Consider the following 15,371-nt stretch of genomic DNA (forward strand, 5'->3'; position numbering starts at 1 on the left):
ATTTTAACCTCCTAAAAACTATTTCTACAAAATATACAGTGTTTTAATCACACATTATGTTATAAATGGCCATATTAGATAAGATCATCAGCCTTATCTTCAGAAATGGAAGACATTACATCAATGACTTGTTGGAAGAATTGCTTACGTGTTAATTCTCCACGGTGTAATTCTTTATATAATTCACCATCTTTAATCATAATCACTCGTTTACAATAACTTGCCGCAAACGCATCATGCGTTACCATTAATATGGTTGAGTTATCATATTCATTTAATGACTTCATACTTTCTAATAAATCCGTTGCTGATTTAGAGTCAAGCGCCCCAGTTGGCTCATCCCCAAAAATCATACTCGGATTCGTAACCATGGCACGTGATGCCGCGCAGCGCTGTTTCTGTCCCCCAGATACTTGATAGGGGTATTGACTTAAGATATGATCAATGCCAAACTTCTTTGAGATTTCAAGAACAAGTCGATCAATTTCACTGACCTTCACCTTCGATAAAGCAAGAGGCAATGCGATATTTTCTTTCACCGTTAACGTATCTAATAAGTTATAATCTTGAAAAATGAAACCTAAATGATTGCGGCGAAACAATGCCAGCGTATCATCACTCATTTTTACAATATCTTTTCCATCTATTAAAATCTCACCACTCGTCACATGATCAATTGTCGAAAGAACATTTAATAGGGTTGTCTTACCTGAACCAGAAGGGCCCATAATCCCAACAAATTCTCCTTCTTTTACTTGTAAGTTAATCCCTTTCAACGCTTCAAATGTATTTCCACCTGTGTCATATACTTTTTTAATATTTTTTGCTTCTAGCACTGTTTTCATTTTATATTCCTCTCTCTTTTTAATATTTACAGCCAATAAATCTATATAAAATTAGAATTAAGATTGTTTAAATTTTTTCTTATACCATGAAAATCCTATTTTTTAAAAAGAGTAAATACTCATAGGGGTATTTACTCTTTTCTAAAATATCTTATCTTTCACCTACACTATTATTCATATCTTAGACAATCAATTGGGTCTAGTTTAGCTGCTTTATTTGCTGGAAGTATACCAGAGGCAATGCCAATCAATATAGATATTCCAACAGATAATAGACCGAGATTTACGGAAATAACCAGTGGCCACTCACCTACGATTGCCGACACCCAAGCAAAGAAAATACCTAATCCAAAACCAATTACTCCTCCTAATACTGTTAAAATACAAGCTTCAATAAGAAATTGAATTAATATATTTCCTCTTGTTGCACCAAGTGCTTTTCGAATACCTATTTCTCTCGTACGCTCTGTAACAGATACAAGCATGATATTCATCACACCAATACCTCCTACAATTAAAGAAATACCAGCAATACTAGCGAATACCATTTTCATCATTCGGGCATTTTCTTCCAGCCCTTGACTATATGCTCCTGTATCTGCCACTGTAAATGTATGCTCAAATTCCGGTGCTTTCAATTCATTTAATACAGATACAGCTTGTTTCTCTACCACTTCTCGATCGTTAACAGAAGATAACTTGATTTTCACCATATCATATTCCTCAATCCCCGAAATTAATGGTGCATTATCAATCGCTGTATATCCCTCATACGATTTAAATTGTCGCTGAAAACTGTCCTCATATTCATATACTCCAGCAATTTTATAGGGTTTTCCTTTTATATCTATATATAAATCATCTTTCCAAGTATCGAATAGCTTTGTAAATAAATCTTCATGAAGAATCACAACAGGGGTTGCTTTTGTCAGTTCAGCCTCTGTTAGCTCACGCCCATGTACGATTTTCATCTTGGAATCTTGCATAAAATTACCTGTTGCTACATTTAAACCAAAAGAAATATCTTTTGACCCCGTATATGCTTTTATGTCCATACGTGCCTTTGGATATACGCCCTTTACACCTGGTATCACTTCTAATTGTTTTACCATTTCTGGTGTGATTTTCGTGATCTCTGTTGGAGAATCTGGATTAACATATTCGATATTGATTTCATCCAACTGCTGACTATCTGCAAGCTCTTTTTGCATCTTTGCAGTTTGCCCATCCCCCATTGCGAGAATTGTAATAATCGCACTGATTCCAATAATAATTCCCAGCATTGTTAAAATGGATCGCATTTTATGGGCAAAGATAGAAGAGATAGCCATACGTATATTTTCATTTATATTCAAATTTATTTCCTCCAATCTTGAACAATGTTTCCATCACGAATGACAATTTGACGTGCTGCAGCTTCCCCGATTTCACGATCATGAGTAATCATGATTATCGTTGAACCTTGCTTGTTTAATTCATAAAATAGATTTACAATTTGTTCACTTGTTTTCGTGTCTAGTGCACCTGTTGGTTCATCTGCCAAAATAAATTTCGGGTTATTTACAATTGCTCGTGCAACTGCAACACGTTGTTTTTGCCCACCTGACAATTCATTTGGAAGGTGGGTAGCGCGATCAGCTAAACCGACTTTTGTTAAGGCTGCTAATGAACGCTCTTGTCTTTCTTTTTTATCGGCTCCTGCATAAATAAGTGGTAATTCAATGTTTTGCAACGCTGTAAGTCGTGGCAGTAACATGAAGTTTTGAAATACGAATCCAATCTCTTTATTACGAACATGTGCAAGCTCGGTTTCAGACATATTTGAAATATTTTGCCCAGCTAATTCATAGGAACCTGTCGTAGGCTTATCTAAACACCCGATAATATTCATTAATGTTGATTTACCAGAACCAGAAGGCCCCATGATAGAAGTGAAATCTCCTTGATTTAGCGTTACATCAATTCCGTGTAATATTTGAATGGATTCTTCACCATTTTGAAAAGATTTTGTAATGCCTTGTAAATTAATCATTGCGTGGCAACCTCCATACCATCTTTTAGATTTACAGTAGGTCTAGAGATAATTTTTTCTCCTTTTTTCACTCCGGAAATTTTTGCTTCATTACCTGTTTCAAATTCAACCGTAACAACTTGTTCTTTTGCTTTTCCATCTTTTACAACAAAGACAACGTTTTTATCACCTTTTTTTAAAATGCTGGTCTTTGGAATGACTGTACCCCTTGCTTCGCCTGATTTAGTTTCTACGTATACGTGGAAACCATTTTGTAAGCCTTCACTATTGTCTAACGTCACAGTAAATGGATAACTAGAAACTGTTTTGTTTTCATCCATACTTTTTAATGGTGTAGAACCAATTTCTGTTACTTTTCCTGTCCATGTTTTACCCGCTACAGTTTTTGATGAAACTGTTATTTCTTGTCCAATTTTTACATTAGCAAGTTCAAATTCAGATATTTGACCTTGCACTTTAAATGGACCTGCATGGCGAAGTGTAATCCCGCTCATACCGTTTCTTTCATTAGAAGTTGTAACAATATCATCAATTACACCGTCAGCAGGACTCGTAACAGAAAGTGTGTTTACTTTCTCTTTTGCTGCTTTAATCATTTCATCCGCTTTTTCTACTTCAAACTTCTTCATTTCAAGTTGTGATTCTAATTGTTGAATTACAATCTCTGATGCTTTTACTGCTTCCGCAGGAAGACCAGCATTTTTATCTTTTTGTAGTTTTTGTTTTGCTACATTAATTTGTTTTGTCTGTAAAGTTACTTCTTTTTGGGCAATTTTCTTTTGCATTTCTACTTCTGTTACACCTTGTTTAACAGTTGGATCATTGTATTTAAACAGAAGCTGCCCTTTCTTTACTTCATCCCCTTTTTTTACAGCTAAATCATACGTACCTTTTGTTGGATCAAATGAAATGATTTCCATTCCATTTGGAATCACTTCACCAGCAAATTTTTGCTGATTCTCGATTTGCTTCTCTAGTACTTCGGATACTTTATAGGTCATAACTGGTTCAGAACTCCCGGCAAACGTCATATACGCCCCAGCTCCTATACCAATTGTTACCACACCAATGATAATTACTTTATTTATTTTTTTCATATTATCCTCACTTTTTTCTATATTATATTTTTGGGCACAATTTACTTTTTCGGGAATGATATATATTAGATTTCAAAATATAAACATATCTTTTTAAAATCATCGTGTTATATAAACCCAGCGCATACGGTGGGCAATATAAAAACCCCACTTGCTATTTTTAATTTCTCCTTGCCCTAACCTATGTATAGGATAGAAGAAATTAATTAAATAAAAAGTGGGGTAAAAATTAAATATTTATTAAATTTTTCAAGTCTCTTCTTTTGGCAATCTCACTTCAAATATTGTTCGAATTGCATTACTCTCAGCAGAAATCTTCCCATCATGTTGTTCAACAATGTTTTTAGCAATAAATAATCCAAGGCCCGTACTGTTTTCCTGCACTGTTCTTGCTTTATCACCTGTATAAAACATATCGAAAAGATATGGCAACTCTTCTTCTGGAATGCTATCTCCATAATTAACAATATGCACAATAACATCTCCATCTTCAACATATCCATTCATATCAACAAATTTTCCATTATATCCATATCGAACCGCATTTGTTACAAGATTTTCAAATACTCGAGCTAACAAATTCCCGTCACCGTTGATTTTTAAATGAGGTTCAACATTTAATCTAGCTTCTAATTGATTCTTCTCCAATAATGGGTATAATTCCTCATCTAGTTGTATGAGCAATTCACTTATATTAATGGATTTTTTATCTAATCTTTGTACGCCATAATTCATTCGTGTAATTTCAAACAACTCATCAATTAAACTTTCAAGTCGTTGTGATTTTGCAAATGCAATTGTAGAATAATATTCAATCTGTTCCTTCGTTAAATTCTCCTCTTTGAGAATTAAATCTAAATAACCTAGCACAGATGTTAATGGGGTTCTTAAATCATGAGCTAAGTTTACAACGAGCTGATCTTTACTACTTTCTGCAAAATCACCTCTTTCAACTGCTTCTTTTAAATTTTTACTCGCTAAGTTAATTTCACGCGCAATATCGCCGAATTCATCATTTGAAGAAATATAAATTTTCTTTGTAAAATCACCGTTAGCGAGGTGATGTATCGCATTAGAAATCTCATCAAAATATTTTAAGTATGGTTTTGTTAAAAAGAAAAAAAACAAAACAGATAATAAAATAAAGGAAATTAAAAATAAAAATAATGGAATATCTCCAAATGCCATTCCAGTTTCCCTAAATTGGTTTAAAGGATTTTCGTGAAGTACCATTGTTTTAAAATAGAATAATCCTTTATACATCATATATGTGACGACAGCTGCTAATAACATACTTAGCGCAAACAAAGCAATCATTTTAAATCGAAAACTTTTCATCATTTTAGCCATTGAAAGTATAACCTACTCCCCATATCGTTTTTATTAACTTGTTCTTTCTTTTATCTTCCCCAAGTTTTTTTCGTAAAGTACGAATATGCACCGTAACTGTACTTCCGCCATTGTAATAATCATCTGCCCATACTTGCTGAAAAATATTTTCAACACTAAATACTTTCTTCGGGTGACTCGCTAATAAATATAAAATATCAAACTCTTTTGGGGTTAATTCAATTTGCTTTCCATATACATGTACCGTCCGTCTCTCAGAATCAATAACAACGCCGCTTGTCTCTAAAACCGATGTATTCTCCTCTATTTTCAGTTGATTTAACGTAAGAAATCGGCGAAGTTGAGCGTTTACACGTGCGACTAATTCAATTGGTGTAAAAGGTTTTGTTATATAATCATCTGCGCCTAGTACAAGACCTGTCACTTTATCAAAATCAGATGTTTTCGCGCTTAAGAAAATAATCGGCATATGATATTTGGCGCGAATTTGACGCGTCACCTCATAACCATCTGTTTTTGGCATCATGATATCTAACACGACTAAATCGATTGGCTTCGATTGAATAATTCGAATTGCCTCTTCACCATCAGTTGCTTTCACGACCTGGTACCCTTCTTTTTTTAAATGTATCTCAATTAATTCAGCTATCTCCAAGTCATCATCAGCGATTAAAATTGAAATCGGTTTCATCTTATTCTCCTTTCACTTTCATATATTCTAATTTTAAATTTGATTGCTCTATTTATACCATATTCATAAGTACTAATGTGTAATTCATCCTTTCTGAGGATAGTTTAAAGTACTATTATTCTCCCAAGAAGACAAATTTCTTTTAGTATTTTTTTGAATGACTATGCACGTTGCACCAGGCTATACAATTTCACATTTCCACATAGAAATCTTATCATTTTCAGGAGGGAAACGAAAAATGTCCCTAATAAAAAATTTTAAATATGTTACTAACTTTATTCTAATATTCCCTTTACTTTTTCTTCCATTTAAAAATGCAGATCCATTATACATAGAACGTATCCCATCTAATCAAGTTTAGGCTAAAGTATCTTTAAACAAATAATAAGCAACACCAGCCGGTATTCCATCACATACATATTTATATATATATATCAAACGTCTGCGTAAATTATATCTCTTGCAACGTCAATGTCATTTTTTAAGGCATTTGCATATCCGTCAATATAATAGCTAGATTACTTTTTAGCGATACTTCTAAAGCCTCTTTATCAATCCATAGTTTCTTCTATAATTTCCAGCTCATCTTAACTTTATCTTTTATAAGTACATACTTTATCTACTCCTGGAAAATAAGCTGTTAATTTGTCTTTATCTTGTACCATTTTTTGTTTTTGAGTAAAATTGTTTCCATAATCAATGTTTATCCACTCATTATCTAACCAATTGTATGTACCTAAATTTTTATATTTATCTGACACTTTTTGAGTATACATTTTTATTAACCATATAGTTTTCTTTTTTTTCGTTTCTGAATTAACTTCTATTTTCTCGATAAACTGGTAAGAAATTGGACAATTATTATCATTATCCGATAATCTCCAATTCCCATTTAATTGCTTATTACTACATCCAATTAGTAATAAACTGAAGCTAAGTGGAAAAATTAGCGTGTTGATTTTTTTCATTATACATTCACCCTTCATCATCACTTTTCCAAGTATTTTTAAGGGGATTACAAATCCTTCTTTAAAAAGGCACTATATGAATTCCAGCATATACTGTACCAAAAATAAAAAAAACACTTTTTCATTTCTATTCCCTCCTTGCCCCAGCATATATAGGATAGAGAAAATTAATTAAATAAAAAGTAGGGCAAATATAAAATTTTTATTAAATTTTTAAATTCTCTTCTTTTTGCAATCTTAGTTCATTACTTTCAGCAGAGATTTTCCACTTATGCAGTTCAAAAATACTCTTAGTAACATTTCATTCATGGTAACTTCATTATTATATAAATTAAATATGCTTAAAAGTATCTTTCTATAAATGATTAAAAGATTAACTATAATAAGTTCCTTGAAACTCACCGACAGTTTGTAAAGGTATACCTTTTTAAACAATCGAAGAATATCTATGAAACATTGAAACATCAAGTTTACAAAGGTAATATAAAACATTTTATAAACGTTTATTTTTAATGAATACCTTTATAAACGAAAGTGGTATAATTGTGGTAACAAATGTAAGGAGAATATCAAACGTGGCAAATATTTATGGATATATACGTGTAAGTACAAAAGATCAAAATGAACAACGCCAATTACATAAGATGATGGAAAGAGGAGTGGAAGCTCGACGTATTTTTGTCGATAAAGCAAGTGGACGACATTTTGATCGTCCTCAGTATCAATTATTACGAAAAGTATTAAGTACAGGTGATATTGTTTACATAGATGCTTTAGATCGTATGGGGCGTAACTATGATGAAGTAATTTCGGAGTGGAAATACATAACAAGGGAATTACAAGCTGATATTGTTGTTTTAGAAAATGAAACATTGTTTGATAGTCGTAAATTTCGTGAGATGGGTGATATGGGAAGATTAATGGAAGACCAATTCTTATCTTTACTTTCCTATGTTGCAGATCAAGAGCGTAAAAAAATTCATCAGAGACAAGCGGAAGGTATTGCTGTGGCCAAAGCTCAAGGAAAACATTTAGGGCGCCCTCCACTTAACCTTTCAACATTAAGCCCAAAGCAACTATTTATAATAGAAGAAACTTATCCAAAGTGGAAAAAAAGAGAAATAACGAGCGTTAAATTCATGGAACTACTAGAACTTAAGAAAAATACTTTTTATAAGATGCTCAAAGAATATGAAGAGAACAAATTACAGCCTAAATAAAGCGTATGAGCCGAATATTCCTTAGAGTAGGAAATTCGGCTCATTTTATGTCGAATTTTGCTTAACGTATATTTTCGTTAAAATGTGGGCGGGACCCCATATAGAGGAAGAGTGAAGAAATACACGGATAAACATCCTGGCATGAACCATGCAATTGAATTACGAAAACATACCAAGAAAACGGTAAAGGAAATATGTCAGATTACAGGAGTGAGTCAGGCCGCTCTGTATCGTAGATTAAAAGAACTTGAATAAAGTTCTTTTTTTATTTGTAATTAAATCCCAGAGTGGCCCCTCATACCCTGAATCGTTGCCGTACCCCATCGCTATCAAGCTAAGAAAATACCACTACCCCCCTAACGAAAATTCTATTCATTATTGACTACTGATAATGAGACGTTATGTTAACCGATCATGTATAGAATATACATGGTTCCTTGTTCAATGGTCAGGTTGAACAAAGAACTTTAATTTAGATAATGCTTCTTATTCCTCCATAAAGAATGCTTTTCGCTCTGTAGTAATCCAATTCTCCAAATTGTCTTGGCTACGTTTAACAAGTCGATTCACTAGCACGTCATGCCACACATAATCCTCTAATAAATAAATATGAACAGGGTCATCTGTATAAAAAGCAACACTACGCTCATCAATTGATGGTCCATAAATCATCTCTTTAGAATCTATGGACAGAATAAACCAATGTTCTGTAGATCGGGTTTCTGTATAAGGTGTTATACGATGGATTTCTAAATTTTTAATGGGATGTTCAACATGTAGCGTAATACCTTGTACCGTGACTTTATTAGCGGCTTCAACTAGTTCTTCTTTTAACATCTCATACATATCATTCCACATCGATATGACAATACGCTTTTCGGCTTTTTTTAGTAATGTCTGACAATAACTAATTATCGTCTTATAGTCCTTTAAAGTAATCACTCGATTGTCTGCTTTTTCCTCGGAGGTTTCTAGACTTTTTAATGATTCACTTATTACTTCATAAGTGGATTTCCACTCTGATTGAGCCTTTTGCAAAAAGATTTCAACAGGTAAAGGTGAATATCGAGTGGTATCATCTATTTCTTCCTTCATGACAATTCCTTTTTCAACAAGATTACTTAATACATCATAAATTCGTGCTCTTGGAATGCCTGAGTCCTTACTCACTTGGTAGGCTGTAACAGGACCTTGTTTAACAAGGGATACATAAGATTTAGCTTCATATTCATTAAAACCTAATTTTTTGAGCTGTTGCACTATATAGTTCAATTTTTCGTCCTCCAATTGTTCTTTTCTTATATTTCCAACGTTACAGTAACCATTTACATTTAGCAAATTATTAGTTACTATTTGAGTAGTGACTACAGAAAGGTTGATTATATATGGATTTCCAATTAGACCCATCAATATTAATTATTTTAATCGTTTTTGGTTTTTTAGCTTCATTTATTGATTCAGTAGTAGGGGGCGGTGGACTGATTGCTTTACCTGCTTTATTATTTACAGGACTGAATCCAGCAGGGGCAGTAGCTACCAATAAATTAGCATCGACAATGGGGTGTGTAACTAGTAATATTGTGTTTTATCGTTCTGGTAATCTTGATTTGAAATCAGCGTTTAAATTATTTCCACTCACTTTCATAGGTTCCATAGTAGGTGCCTGGGTTGTCCATTTAATGAACCCAGAGATACTGAAACCTTTGATGTTACTAATGCTTGGTGCTGTTGCTATTTATACGATATTTAAAAAGGATTGGGGTAGTATTTCCACCCATAAGAAATTGTCCGTTCGGCACTTTATTATTTTTACTTTTTTTGTTTTTATTATTGGTTTTTATGATGGATTTCTAGGTCCTGGCACGGGTTCATTTTTAATGTTTACCTTTTTATTAATTGGGTATGATTTTTTAAAGGCAGCAGGTAATGCGAAGTTTCTTAATTTGGGAAGCAATATTGGTGCATTGTTGATGTTTATGTGTTTAGGACAAGTAAACTACACGTATGGTTTCATAATGGGAATAGCACAAATTGCTGGTGGGATCATTGGCTCCAAATTTGCTATAAAAAAAGGAAGTGGGTATGTTCGTACCCTTTTCATTACAGTAACTTGTTTATTATTAGCAAAAAATATTTATGATTATATTCAATAATTTCTAAAATTAACTTCCTATATCGAATATTATGTAAAAGAAAAGTCTCTTCAGTAAATGGACTTTTTGAGATTTCTAGATATAGCGACTGCTGATAAGTGGGGTTATGTTAACTAGTTTTGTATAGAGTATATATTTTAGTGAACTGAGAAATCATTAAAGAACAAGGAAATCTACAAATCCCCCTGTTCTTTGATGATTTTATTTATCTTTAAAACCTTTAACATTCCATTTCTGGGATATAGCAGATAACATAAGCCATGGTTCAATCATTAAGTTAATTAGGATATGAGTAACAATTGAGGCTAATATATGTCGTTCTGAAATAATGTATACAAAGGCAAGTAGACCTCCAAGAATCGTAGTAGATAATATAATAGGTAAAGCAACCTTTAATTCCCCTCTAAGCAAAACCCAAGCGCCATGAGCTAAACCAAAAATTAAGGCGGAAACAATCATTTGGACTATCACGGAATAACCTTCATTGTTTATCCAGTCCATTAACACTTGTCTAAATAATATTTCTTCTACGATACTTGATACGATGGCAGCCCAAATCCCGATTATCTTTAGCCAAGAAAATGTAAATAATCGTTCTCCTACAAAAGGCACTGCCTTACTCGTATAGAAAACATAACCAAACGAGATGAAAATAACTAATAGCCAAGCAATTGGATAGTCAAAAGCATTAGAGTTAATTCCTAACCTATGTTCAATAAATCTTTGTGGATTACCTATAAACCAGAAGATTATACAACTAGTCAAAGCTACAGACAAGGTACCTAATACTAGGCCTGTTAACTTCTCGTCTTTAGAAGAAACTTTATGATTTACACGTTTAATTATATTATTCCTAGTCAAGTTGTCATCTGTCATTATTTCACCTCCAAATAATTTCAAATATCTTTCAACCAATAGACAAATTAAAGATTAATCTCTAAGCCTATAATATACCATATATGTCATATTAAGTATTTTTTAAAAGTTAATTCTAGAATGTAGAGTTTTGCTTTTCCTTGTTTGTTTACAACGTTTTGAATGTGTACTTTTTTTATCATTTTTGATGATATTAAGGGAATTGGTTTTGGGTTAATGTTCTAGGGGATTTGAAAGTAAACTAATATCTAAAAATTTACTTTCATTTTTTCTTGGAAATATTTCAATTGAAAAACTGAAAATTAAAATATTTAAATGTATAATAAAGTAAAGAAGATATAGAAGAAATAAATAGAGAAGAGGGAATATCATATGACTAGTTTAAAAAATGTTCTTGAGCTTGATTTTGCATACCTTGAAACCTTTACTAGCCGAATAGAGAAATCATGGGGGTCTATATTTTGTAATGAAAGCAACCCATATTATTATGATGCAAATCATGCACATGTAAGTGTAGTAAGTTTAAATCCACAAATGATAGTAGATGAAGTAGTGCATTTCTATAAAACTAAAAATATAGTACCTAGATTTTATATATACAACTTAGATATGCAAGAAAAACTGATTTCTGAATTACAAATAAAGAATTTTGGATTTGAAGAATTAATAAGTCCAGTCCAATTATGGAACAAGAAATTAACTAAAAAAGATAAAAATGAAAAAGTTACTATTGAAAAGGTATCTGAGTTAAATTTTGAAGAAGCTTTAGATATTGAATGTAGTATAAAAGAGTTAGGGGGCGAAGTTAGAAAAAAAGCTTTTCAAGATGAATTCCACCATCCAGCATTCACTCATTATCTACTTAGATACAATGGAATAGCATGTTCCATCGCTTGTATTTTTGAACATGAAAAACAAGCCCGAATGGAAAGTGTAGCTACAATTGAAAAGTTTAGAGGTAAAGGGTTAATAGGTGAACTTATTCACTTTATTCAAAGCGAAATAATGAATAGAGGACTAGATAATCTTTGGGTGATTCCAATTAACGAAAAAGTAGAAAAAGTTTATGAAAAGTATGGATTTGAAACAGTAGAAAAAATTAAAACGGGACATGCGTTTTTAGAAGGAAAAAGTATTAAAGAAATTCACGAGGGATAGAAAAAATCAATTTATTTTGCTAAAAAAATATTTAGTTAACAAGTGTATTGAAAGTAAACTAATATTTAAAAGTTTACTTTCGTGTTTATAATAAATAAAAAGCACTTTTTAATTTTAAAAGTGCTTTAACTTGATGTTGATGTGACGGAACCTCAAGTATATAGAAATTTAAAAAAGTCCCTTTAGATATTATAAAAGGATTTTTTAGTAATCAAACTTCATTCCAATCCTATAGAAACCCCACAGAGAACACTAATGTTTTCTGTGGGGTTTGTTTATTTCAAAAGAGCTTGGGGGAAAACTCATTTTGATCAATTTTATTTTTCTAATACATCTGAGCGAATTAATTTTAACTCATCTGTTTTAATTGCACCTGTTGAAGTTGATGATGGTTTTACTTTTGTAGCTGTATCTCAAAAACGGCTGCCTTCCCTAAATAGATTGGAGCCTAATACATATCAAGTCGGAGAAAGCCACCTTAGGGTGTCTTTTCTTTTTTCAAAAGGACCACCTCAATTAGATTGTAACAACATAAAATAAAGCGTATCCGTGAAAACACATGTGTATCCCTATGTTTTTCCCTCTTAACGTAATTTACTACACTAGTAAATTACTCATAACGTAATGCGTCGATCGGATCTAATTTCGCAGCTTTGTTCGCTGGAATTAATCCGAAGATAATACCGAGCGTCATGGAGAAGAGCACGCCTCCAACAACTACTTGCCATGAAACAAGGGGTGGCCAGTTTGCGAATGACGAAACAATATGTGCGCCACCATAACCAAGGCCGATTCCAATTAATCCACCAAGAAGCGTCAACATAACAGCTTCAATTAAGAATTGTAACAAGATTTTACTACGTGTTGCTCCAAGCGCTTTACGTACCCCAATCTCACGTGTACGCTCCGTTACAGATACGAGCATAATGTTCATAACACCAATACCACCAACGACTAGCGAAATACCTGCGATACCACCGATAATCATTGTCATGGTATTTGTCATTTTGGAAATACCATCTTGAATTTCTTTTAAGTTCATTACTTCATATTTACCTGTAAATTCACTTGGCTTACGATTATTTAATACCTCAGCTGCCTTCTTACCAGCGACTTCTAAATGGTCAACATTTTTCGCCTGCACAGAAATATTTTCAATTTCATCTTTTCCATATAGAGTTGGCCATAGTGTTAATGGAATAAGAGCTTCAGAATCTCCTCCCATTCCCATAAACCCACCTTCTGCCTCATATACACCAATGATTTGCATCGGTTGGCCTTTTATTTCAATGATTGCTCCAACTGGATTTTCTTTTTCAAATATCTTCTTTTCTACACCTGTACTAATCATGATAACGTTATTTCCCTGTTCAACATCCGTGTCATTTAATGAGCGACCTTTTTTCACCTTCACTTTATTTACGGCAAAATATTCACTGTCTAACCCTTTAATGTTCACCATATCTTTTTTATCATTGACATCAAGTGTTTCCATATTCGAATTCGTCTTAATTACATGCGCAATCTCTGGAAGTTTTTTTATTTCAAAAATATCTTCTTCCGTCAATTTAGGTTGCCCCATTTCCCCCATAGCAAATTGATCGTTCATGTCAGGACTATAGTTAATCGAAATTACACTATTTCCAGAACCAACGAATTGTGATTTTAACGCGGCTTCTCCGCCTTGCCCAATCGCAACAACAGTAATAATGGAACCAACACCGATAATAATCCCAAGCATTGTAAGTGCTGAACGTAGTTTATGAGCTAGAATAGAAGAAAGGGCAATCTTTATACTATCTAGTAAACTCATACCGCACACCTTCTATCTTCTGTAATTTTTCCATCCCTTAGCACGATTCGACGCGAAGAATACGCCGCAACTTCCTCCTCATGCGTAACCATAACAATCGTCGTACCTTCTGCGTTTAACTTCGTGAATATATCCATAACTTGTTCCCCTGATTTTGTATCAAGAGCACCAGTTGGCTCATCAGCCATAATAAACGTTGGATCATTCGCAATGGAACGAGCAATCGCCACACGTTGCTTTTGTCCACCTGAAAGTTCACTCGGTAAGTGATGCACACGATCTAATAATCCGACTTTTACAAGCGCTTCAAGAGCCCTTTGACGGCGCTCAACTTTCTTCACACCACCATAGATAAGTGGAAGCTCTACATTTTCTACCGCTGAAAGACGTGGCAATAAGTTAAAATGCTGGAATACAAAACCGATATATTCATTACGAATAAGGGCAAGTCTTGACTCGTCCGCTGTTAAGATATTCACGTCATTCAACATATATTCGCCTTCTGTTGGACGATCTAAACAACCGATAATATTCATGAGTGTTGATTTCCCAGAACCAGACGGTCCCATAATCGAAACAAACTCACCACTTTGAATCGTTAAACTAATACCATGCAAAATCGGTACTGCAAGTTTCCCTTGATAATATGTTTTATGAATATTGGTTAACGTAATCATTTTTCTTTCACTTCCATTCCGTCATACACATTATCGGAAGGATTTTTAACCACCTTTTGCCCCACTGTTACGCCTTCAAGAACTTCTGTCCAGTCTCCGTCAGTAGAACCTTTTTTCACATTTTGTTTACGAAGCTTTCCTTTTTCTTCTACATAAACAAATGCATCATTGCCTTTTTCTACAATGCTCTTACTAGGAACCGCAATTATCTTCTTATTTTCTAAACTTACTTGTAGCGATACATGATAACCTGGAGATAAACCTTCTTGCCCATCTAGACTTGCTTTATATGTATACTGAGACATATTTTGTGTGCCTTCACCCGCGCCAGCTGCTTGCGCCATCTCTGCACTTGTTGGGAATTCACTTACTTCTGTAATTTTCCCTGTCCATTTCTGCTTACTATTTGCTTTTGCAGTTGCAGTAAATGTTTGATCCTTTTGGATTTGTGATTTTTGAAGCTCAGTTAACGTTCCTTGAATTTGGAATGG

At 33.4% G+C, this 15,371-nt stretch carries 17 protein-coding genes; 5 read left to right on the forward strand and 12 right to left on the reverse strand.

Annotated elements, in window-relative coordinates:
• Nucleotides 1-74: 74 nt before the first annotated feature.
• The 7 genes from M014_RS0110400 to M014_RS0110435 form a co-directional block, all read right to left on the reverse strand.
• A complete protein-coding gene (locus M014_RS0110400; RefSeq protein ID WP_026591670.1) occupies nucleotides 75-845 on the reverse strand; it encodes an ABC transporter ATP-binding protein in 771 nt (256 codons plus the stop codon).
• A 170-nt stretch (nucleotides 846-1,015) separates the two neighbouring features.
• The gene (locus M014_RS0110405) at nucleotides 1,016-2,200 is read right to left on the reverse strand and encodes an ABC transporter permease (RefSeq protein WP_026591671.1); all 1,185 of its coding nucleotides are present in this window, start codon (nucleotides 2,198-2,200) and stop codon (nucleotides 1,016-1,018) included.
• Nucleotides 2,201-2,202: 2 nt separating this feature from the next.
• Complete coding sequence (locus tag M014_RS0110410) at nucleotides 2,203-2,877, reverse strand: ABC transporter ATP-binding protein (RefSeq protein ID WP_026591672.1); 675 nt, start codon at nucleotides 2,875-2,877, stop codon at nucleotides 2,203-2,205.
• Nucleotides 2,874-3,974, reverse strand: a complete 1,101-nt coding sequence (locus M014_RS0110415; protein ID WP_026591673.1) for an efflux RND transporter periplasmic adaptor subunit — start codon at nucleotides 3,972-3,974, stop codon at nucleotides 2,874-2,876. The genes M014_RS0110410 and M014_RS0110415 overlap by 4 nt, the downstream gene beginning before the upstream one ends.
• A gap of 249 nt (nucleotides 3,975-4,223) precedes the next feature.
• Nucleotides 4,224-5,324, reverse strand: coding sequence for a HAMP domain-containing sensor histidine kinase (locus tag M014_RS0110420; protein ID WP_026591674.1), 1,101 nt, complete (start codon nucleotides 5,322-5,324; stop codon nucleotides 4,224-4,226).
• Nucleotides 5,317-6,015, reverse strand: coding sequence for a response regulator transcription factor (locus M014_RS0110425; protein WP_026591675.1), 699 nt, complete (start codon nucleotides 6,013-6,015; stop codon nucleotides 5,317-5,319). The genes M014_RS0110420 and M014_RS0110425 overlap by 8 nt, the downstream gene beginning before the upstream one ends.
• 593 nt (nucleotides 6,016-6,608) lie before the next feature.
• Complete coding sequence (locus M014_RS0110435) at nucleotides 6,609-6,983, reverse strand: hypothetical protein (RefSeq protein WP_026591676.1); 375 nt, start codon at nucleotides 6,981-6,983, stop codon at nucleotides 6,609-6,611.
• Between the two features lie 545 nt (nucleotides 6,984-7,528).
• Between M014_RS0110435 and M014_RS0110440 the strand changes: the two genes are divergently transcribed.
• A complete protein-coding gene (locus tag M014_RS0110440; RefSeq protein ID WP_081811007.1) occupies nucleotides 7,529-8,203 on the forward strand; it encodes a recombinase family protein in 675 nt (224 codons plus the stop codon).
• Between the two features lie 111 nt (nucleotides 8,204-8,314).
• On the forward strand, nucleotides 8,315-8,458 hold the full coding sequence (locus tag M014_RS26780; protein WP_179863966.1) for an ArsR family transcriptional regulator: 144 nt from the start codon (nucleotides 8,315-8,317) through the stop codon (nucleotides 8,456-8,458).
• A 231-nt stretch (nucleotides 8,459-8,689) separates the two neighbouring features.
• Here M014_RS26780 and M014_RS0110450 read toward each other — a convergent pair whose 3' ends face one another.
• The gene (locus M014_RS0110450; protein WP_026591678.1) at nucleotides 8,690-9,475 is read right to left on the reverse strand and encodes a TrmB family transcriptional regulator; all 786 of its coding nucleotides are present in this window, start codon (nucleotides 9,473-9,475) and stop codon (nucleotides 8,690-8,692) included.
• A gap of 113 nt (nucleotides 9,476-9,588) precedes the next feature.
• On the opposite strand from M014_RS0110450, the gene M014_RS0110455 reads away from it, so the two are divergent.
• Complete coding sequence (locus M014_RS0110455; RefSeq protein ID WP_026591679.1) at nucleotides 9,589-10,356, forward strand: TSUP family transporter; 768 nt, start codon at nucleotides 9,589-9,591, stop codon at nucleotides 10,354-10,356.
• A gap of 201 nt (nucleotides 10,357-10,557) precedes the next feature.
• Here M014_RS0110455 and M014_RS0110460 read toward each other — a convergent pair whose 3' ends face one another.
• Entirely contained in the window at nucleotides 10,558-11,232 is a 675-nt protein-coding gene (locus M014_RS0110460) for a CPBP family intramembrane glutamic endopeptidase (RefSeq protein ID WP_051588570.1), read from the reverse strand.
• A 372-nt stretch (nucleotides 11,233-11,604) separates the two neighbouring features.
• Between M014_RS0110460 and M014_RS0110465 the strand changes: the two genes are divergently transcribed.
• Together M014_RS0110465 and M014_RS0110470 are read left to right on the forward strand one after the other, a co-directional pair.
• Nucleotides 11,605-12,390, forward strand: coding sequence for a GNAT family N-acetyltransferase (locus M014_RS0110465; protein ID WP_026591681.1), 786 nt, complete (start codon nucleotides 11,605-11,607; stop codon nucleotides 12,388-12,390).
• A 255-nt stretch (nucleotides 12,391-12,645) separates the two neighbouring features.
• Nucleotides 12,646-12,930, forward strand: a complete 285-nt coding sequence (locus M014_RS0110470; RefSeq protein WP_026591682.1) for a hypothetical protein — start codon at nucleotides 12,646-12,648, stop codon at nucleotides 12,928-12,930.
• Nucleotides 12,931-13,000: 70 nt separating this feature from the next.
• On the opposite strand, the gene M014_RS0110475 is transcribed toward M014_RS0110470, so the two are convergent.
• The 3 genes from M014_RS0110475 to M014_RS0110485 all read right to left on the reverse strand — a co-directional run.
• On the reverse strand, nucleotides 13,001-14,203 hold the full coding sequence (locus M014_RS0110475) for an ABC transporter permease (RefSeq protein ID WP_026591683.1): 1,203 nt from the start codon (nucleotides 14,201-14,203) through the stop codon (nucleotides 13,001-13,003).
• Complete coding sequence (locus tag M014_RS0110480; protein ID WP_026591684.1) at nucleotides 14,200-14,880, reverse strand: ABC transporter ATP-binding protein; 681 nt, start codon at nucleotides 14,878-14,880, stop codon at nucleotides 14,200-14,202. Before M014_RS0110480 ends, M014_RS0110475 begins: the two co-directional genes overlap by 4 nt.
• Nucleotides 14,877-15,371 (reverse strand): hypothetical protein (locus M014_RS0110485; protein WP_026591685.1); only part of this gene is annotated, 495 nt, incomplete at its 5' end. The genes M014_RS0110480 and M014_RS0110485, both read right to left, overlap by 4 nt.

The organism is Bacillus sp. UNC437CL72CviS29 (assembly GCF_000482345.1).
GTDB classification, from domain to species: Bacteria; Bacillota; Bacilli; order Bacillales; family Bacillaceae_G; genus Bacillus_A; species Bacillus_A arachidis.

Bases quoted from the DNA above. Each gene is read 5' to 3' on its own strand.
- M014_RS0110480 (WP_026591684.1), bottom strand. From the start codon at position 14,880: ATGATTACGTTAACCAATATTCATAAAACATATTATCAAGGGAAACTT.
- M014_RS0110460 (WP_051588570.1), bottom strand. From the start codon at position 11,232: ATGACAGATGACAACTTGACTAGGAATAATATAATTAAACGTGTAAAT.
- M014_RS0110470 (WP_026591682.1), top strand. From the start codon at position 12,646: ATGTTTTCTGTGGGGTTTGTTTATTTCAAAAGAGCTTGGGGGAAAACT.
- M014_RS0110415 (WP_026591673.1), bottom strand. From the start codon at position 3,974: ATGAAAAAAATAAATAAAGTAATTATCATTGGTGTGGTAACAATTGGT.
- M014_RS0110475 (WP_026591683.1), bottom strand. From the start codon at position 14,203: ATGAGTTTACTAGATAGTATAAAGATTGCCCTTTCTTCTATTCTAGCT.
- M014_RS0110420 (WP_026591674.1), bottom strand. From the start codon at position 5,324: ATGGCTAAAATGATGAAAAGTTTTCGATTTAAAATGATTGCTTTGTTT.
- M014_RS0110455 (WP_026591679.1), top strand. From the start codon at position 9,589: ATGGATTTCCAATTAGACCCATCAATATTAATTATTTTAATCGTTTTT.
- M014_RS0110410 (WP_026591672.1), bottom strand. From the start codon at position 2,877: ATGATTAATTTACAAGGCATTACAAAATCTTTTCAAAATGGTGAAGAA.
- M014_RS0110425 (WP_026591675.1), bottom strand. From the start codon at position 6,015: ATGAAACCGATTTCAATTTTAATCGCTGATGATGACTTGGAGATAGCT.
- M014_RS0110435 (WP_026591676.1), bottom strand. From the start codon at position 6,983: ATGAAAAAAATCAACACGCTAATTTTTCCACTTAGCTTCAGTTTATTA.
- M014_RS0110400 (WP_026591670.1), bottom strand. From the start codon at position 845: ATGAAAACAGTGCTAGAAGCAAAAAATATTAAAAAAGTATATGACACA.
- M014_RS0110465 (WP_026591681.1), top strand. From the start codon at position 11,605: ATGACTAGTTTAAAAAATGTTCTTGAGCTTGATTTTGCATACCTTGAA.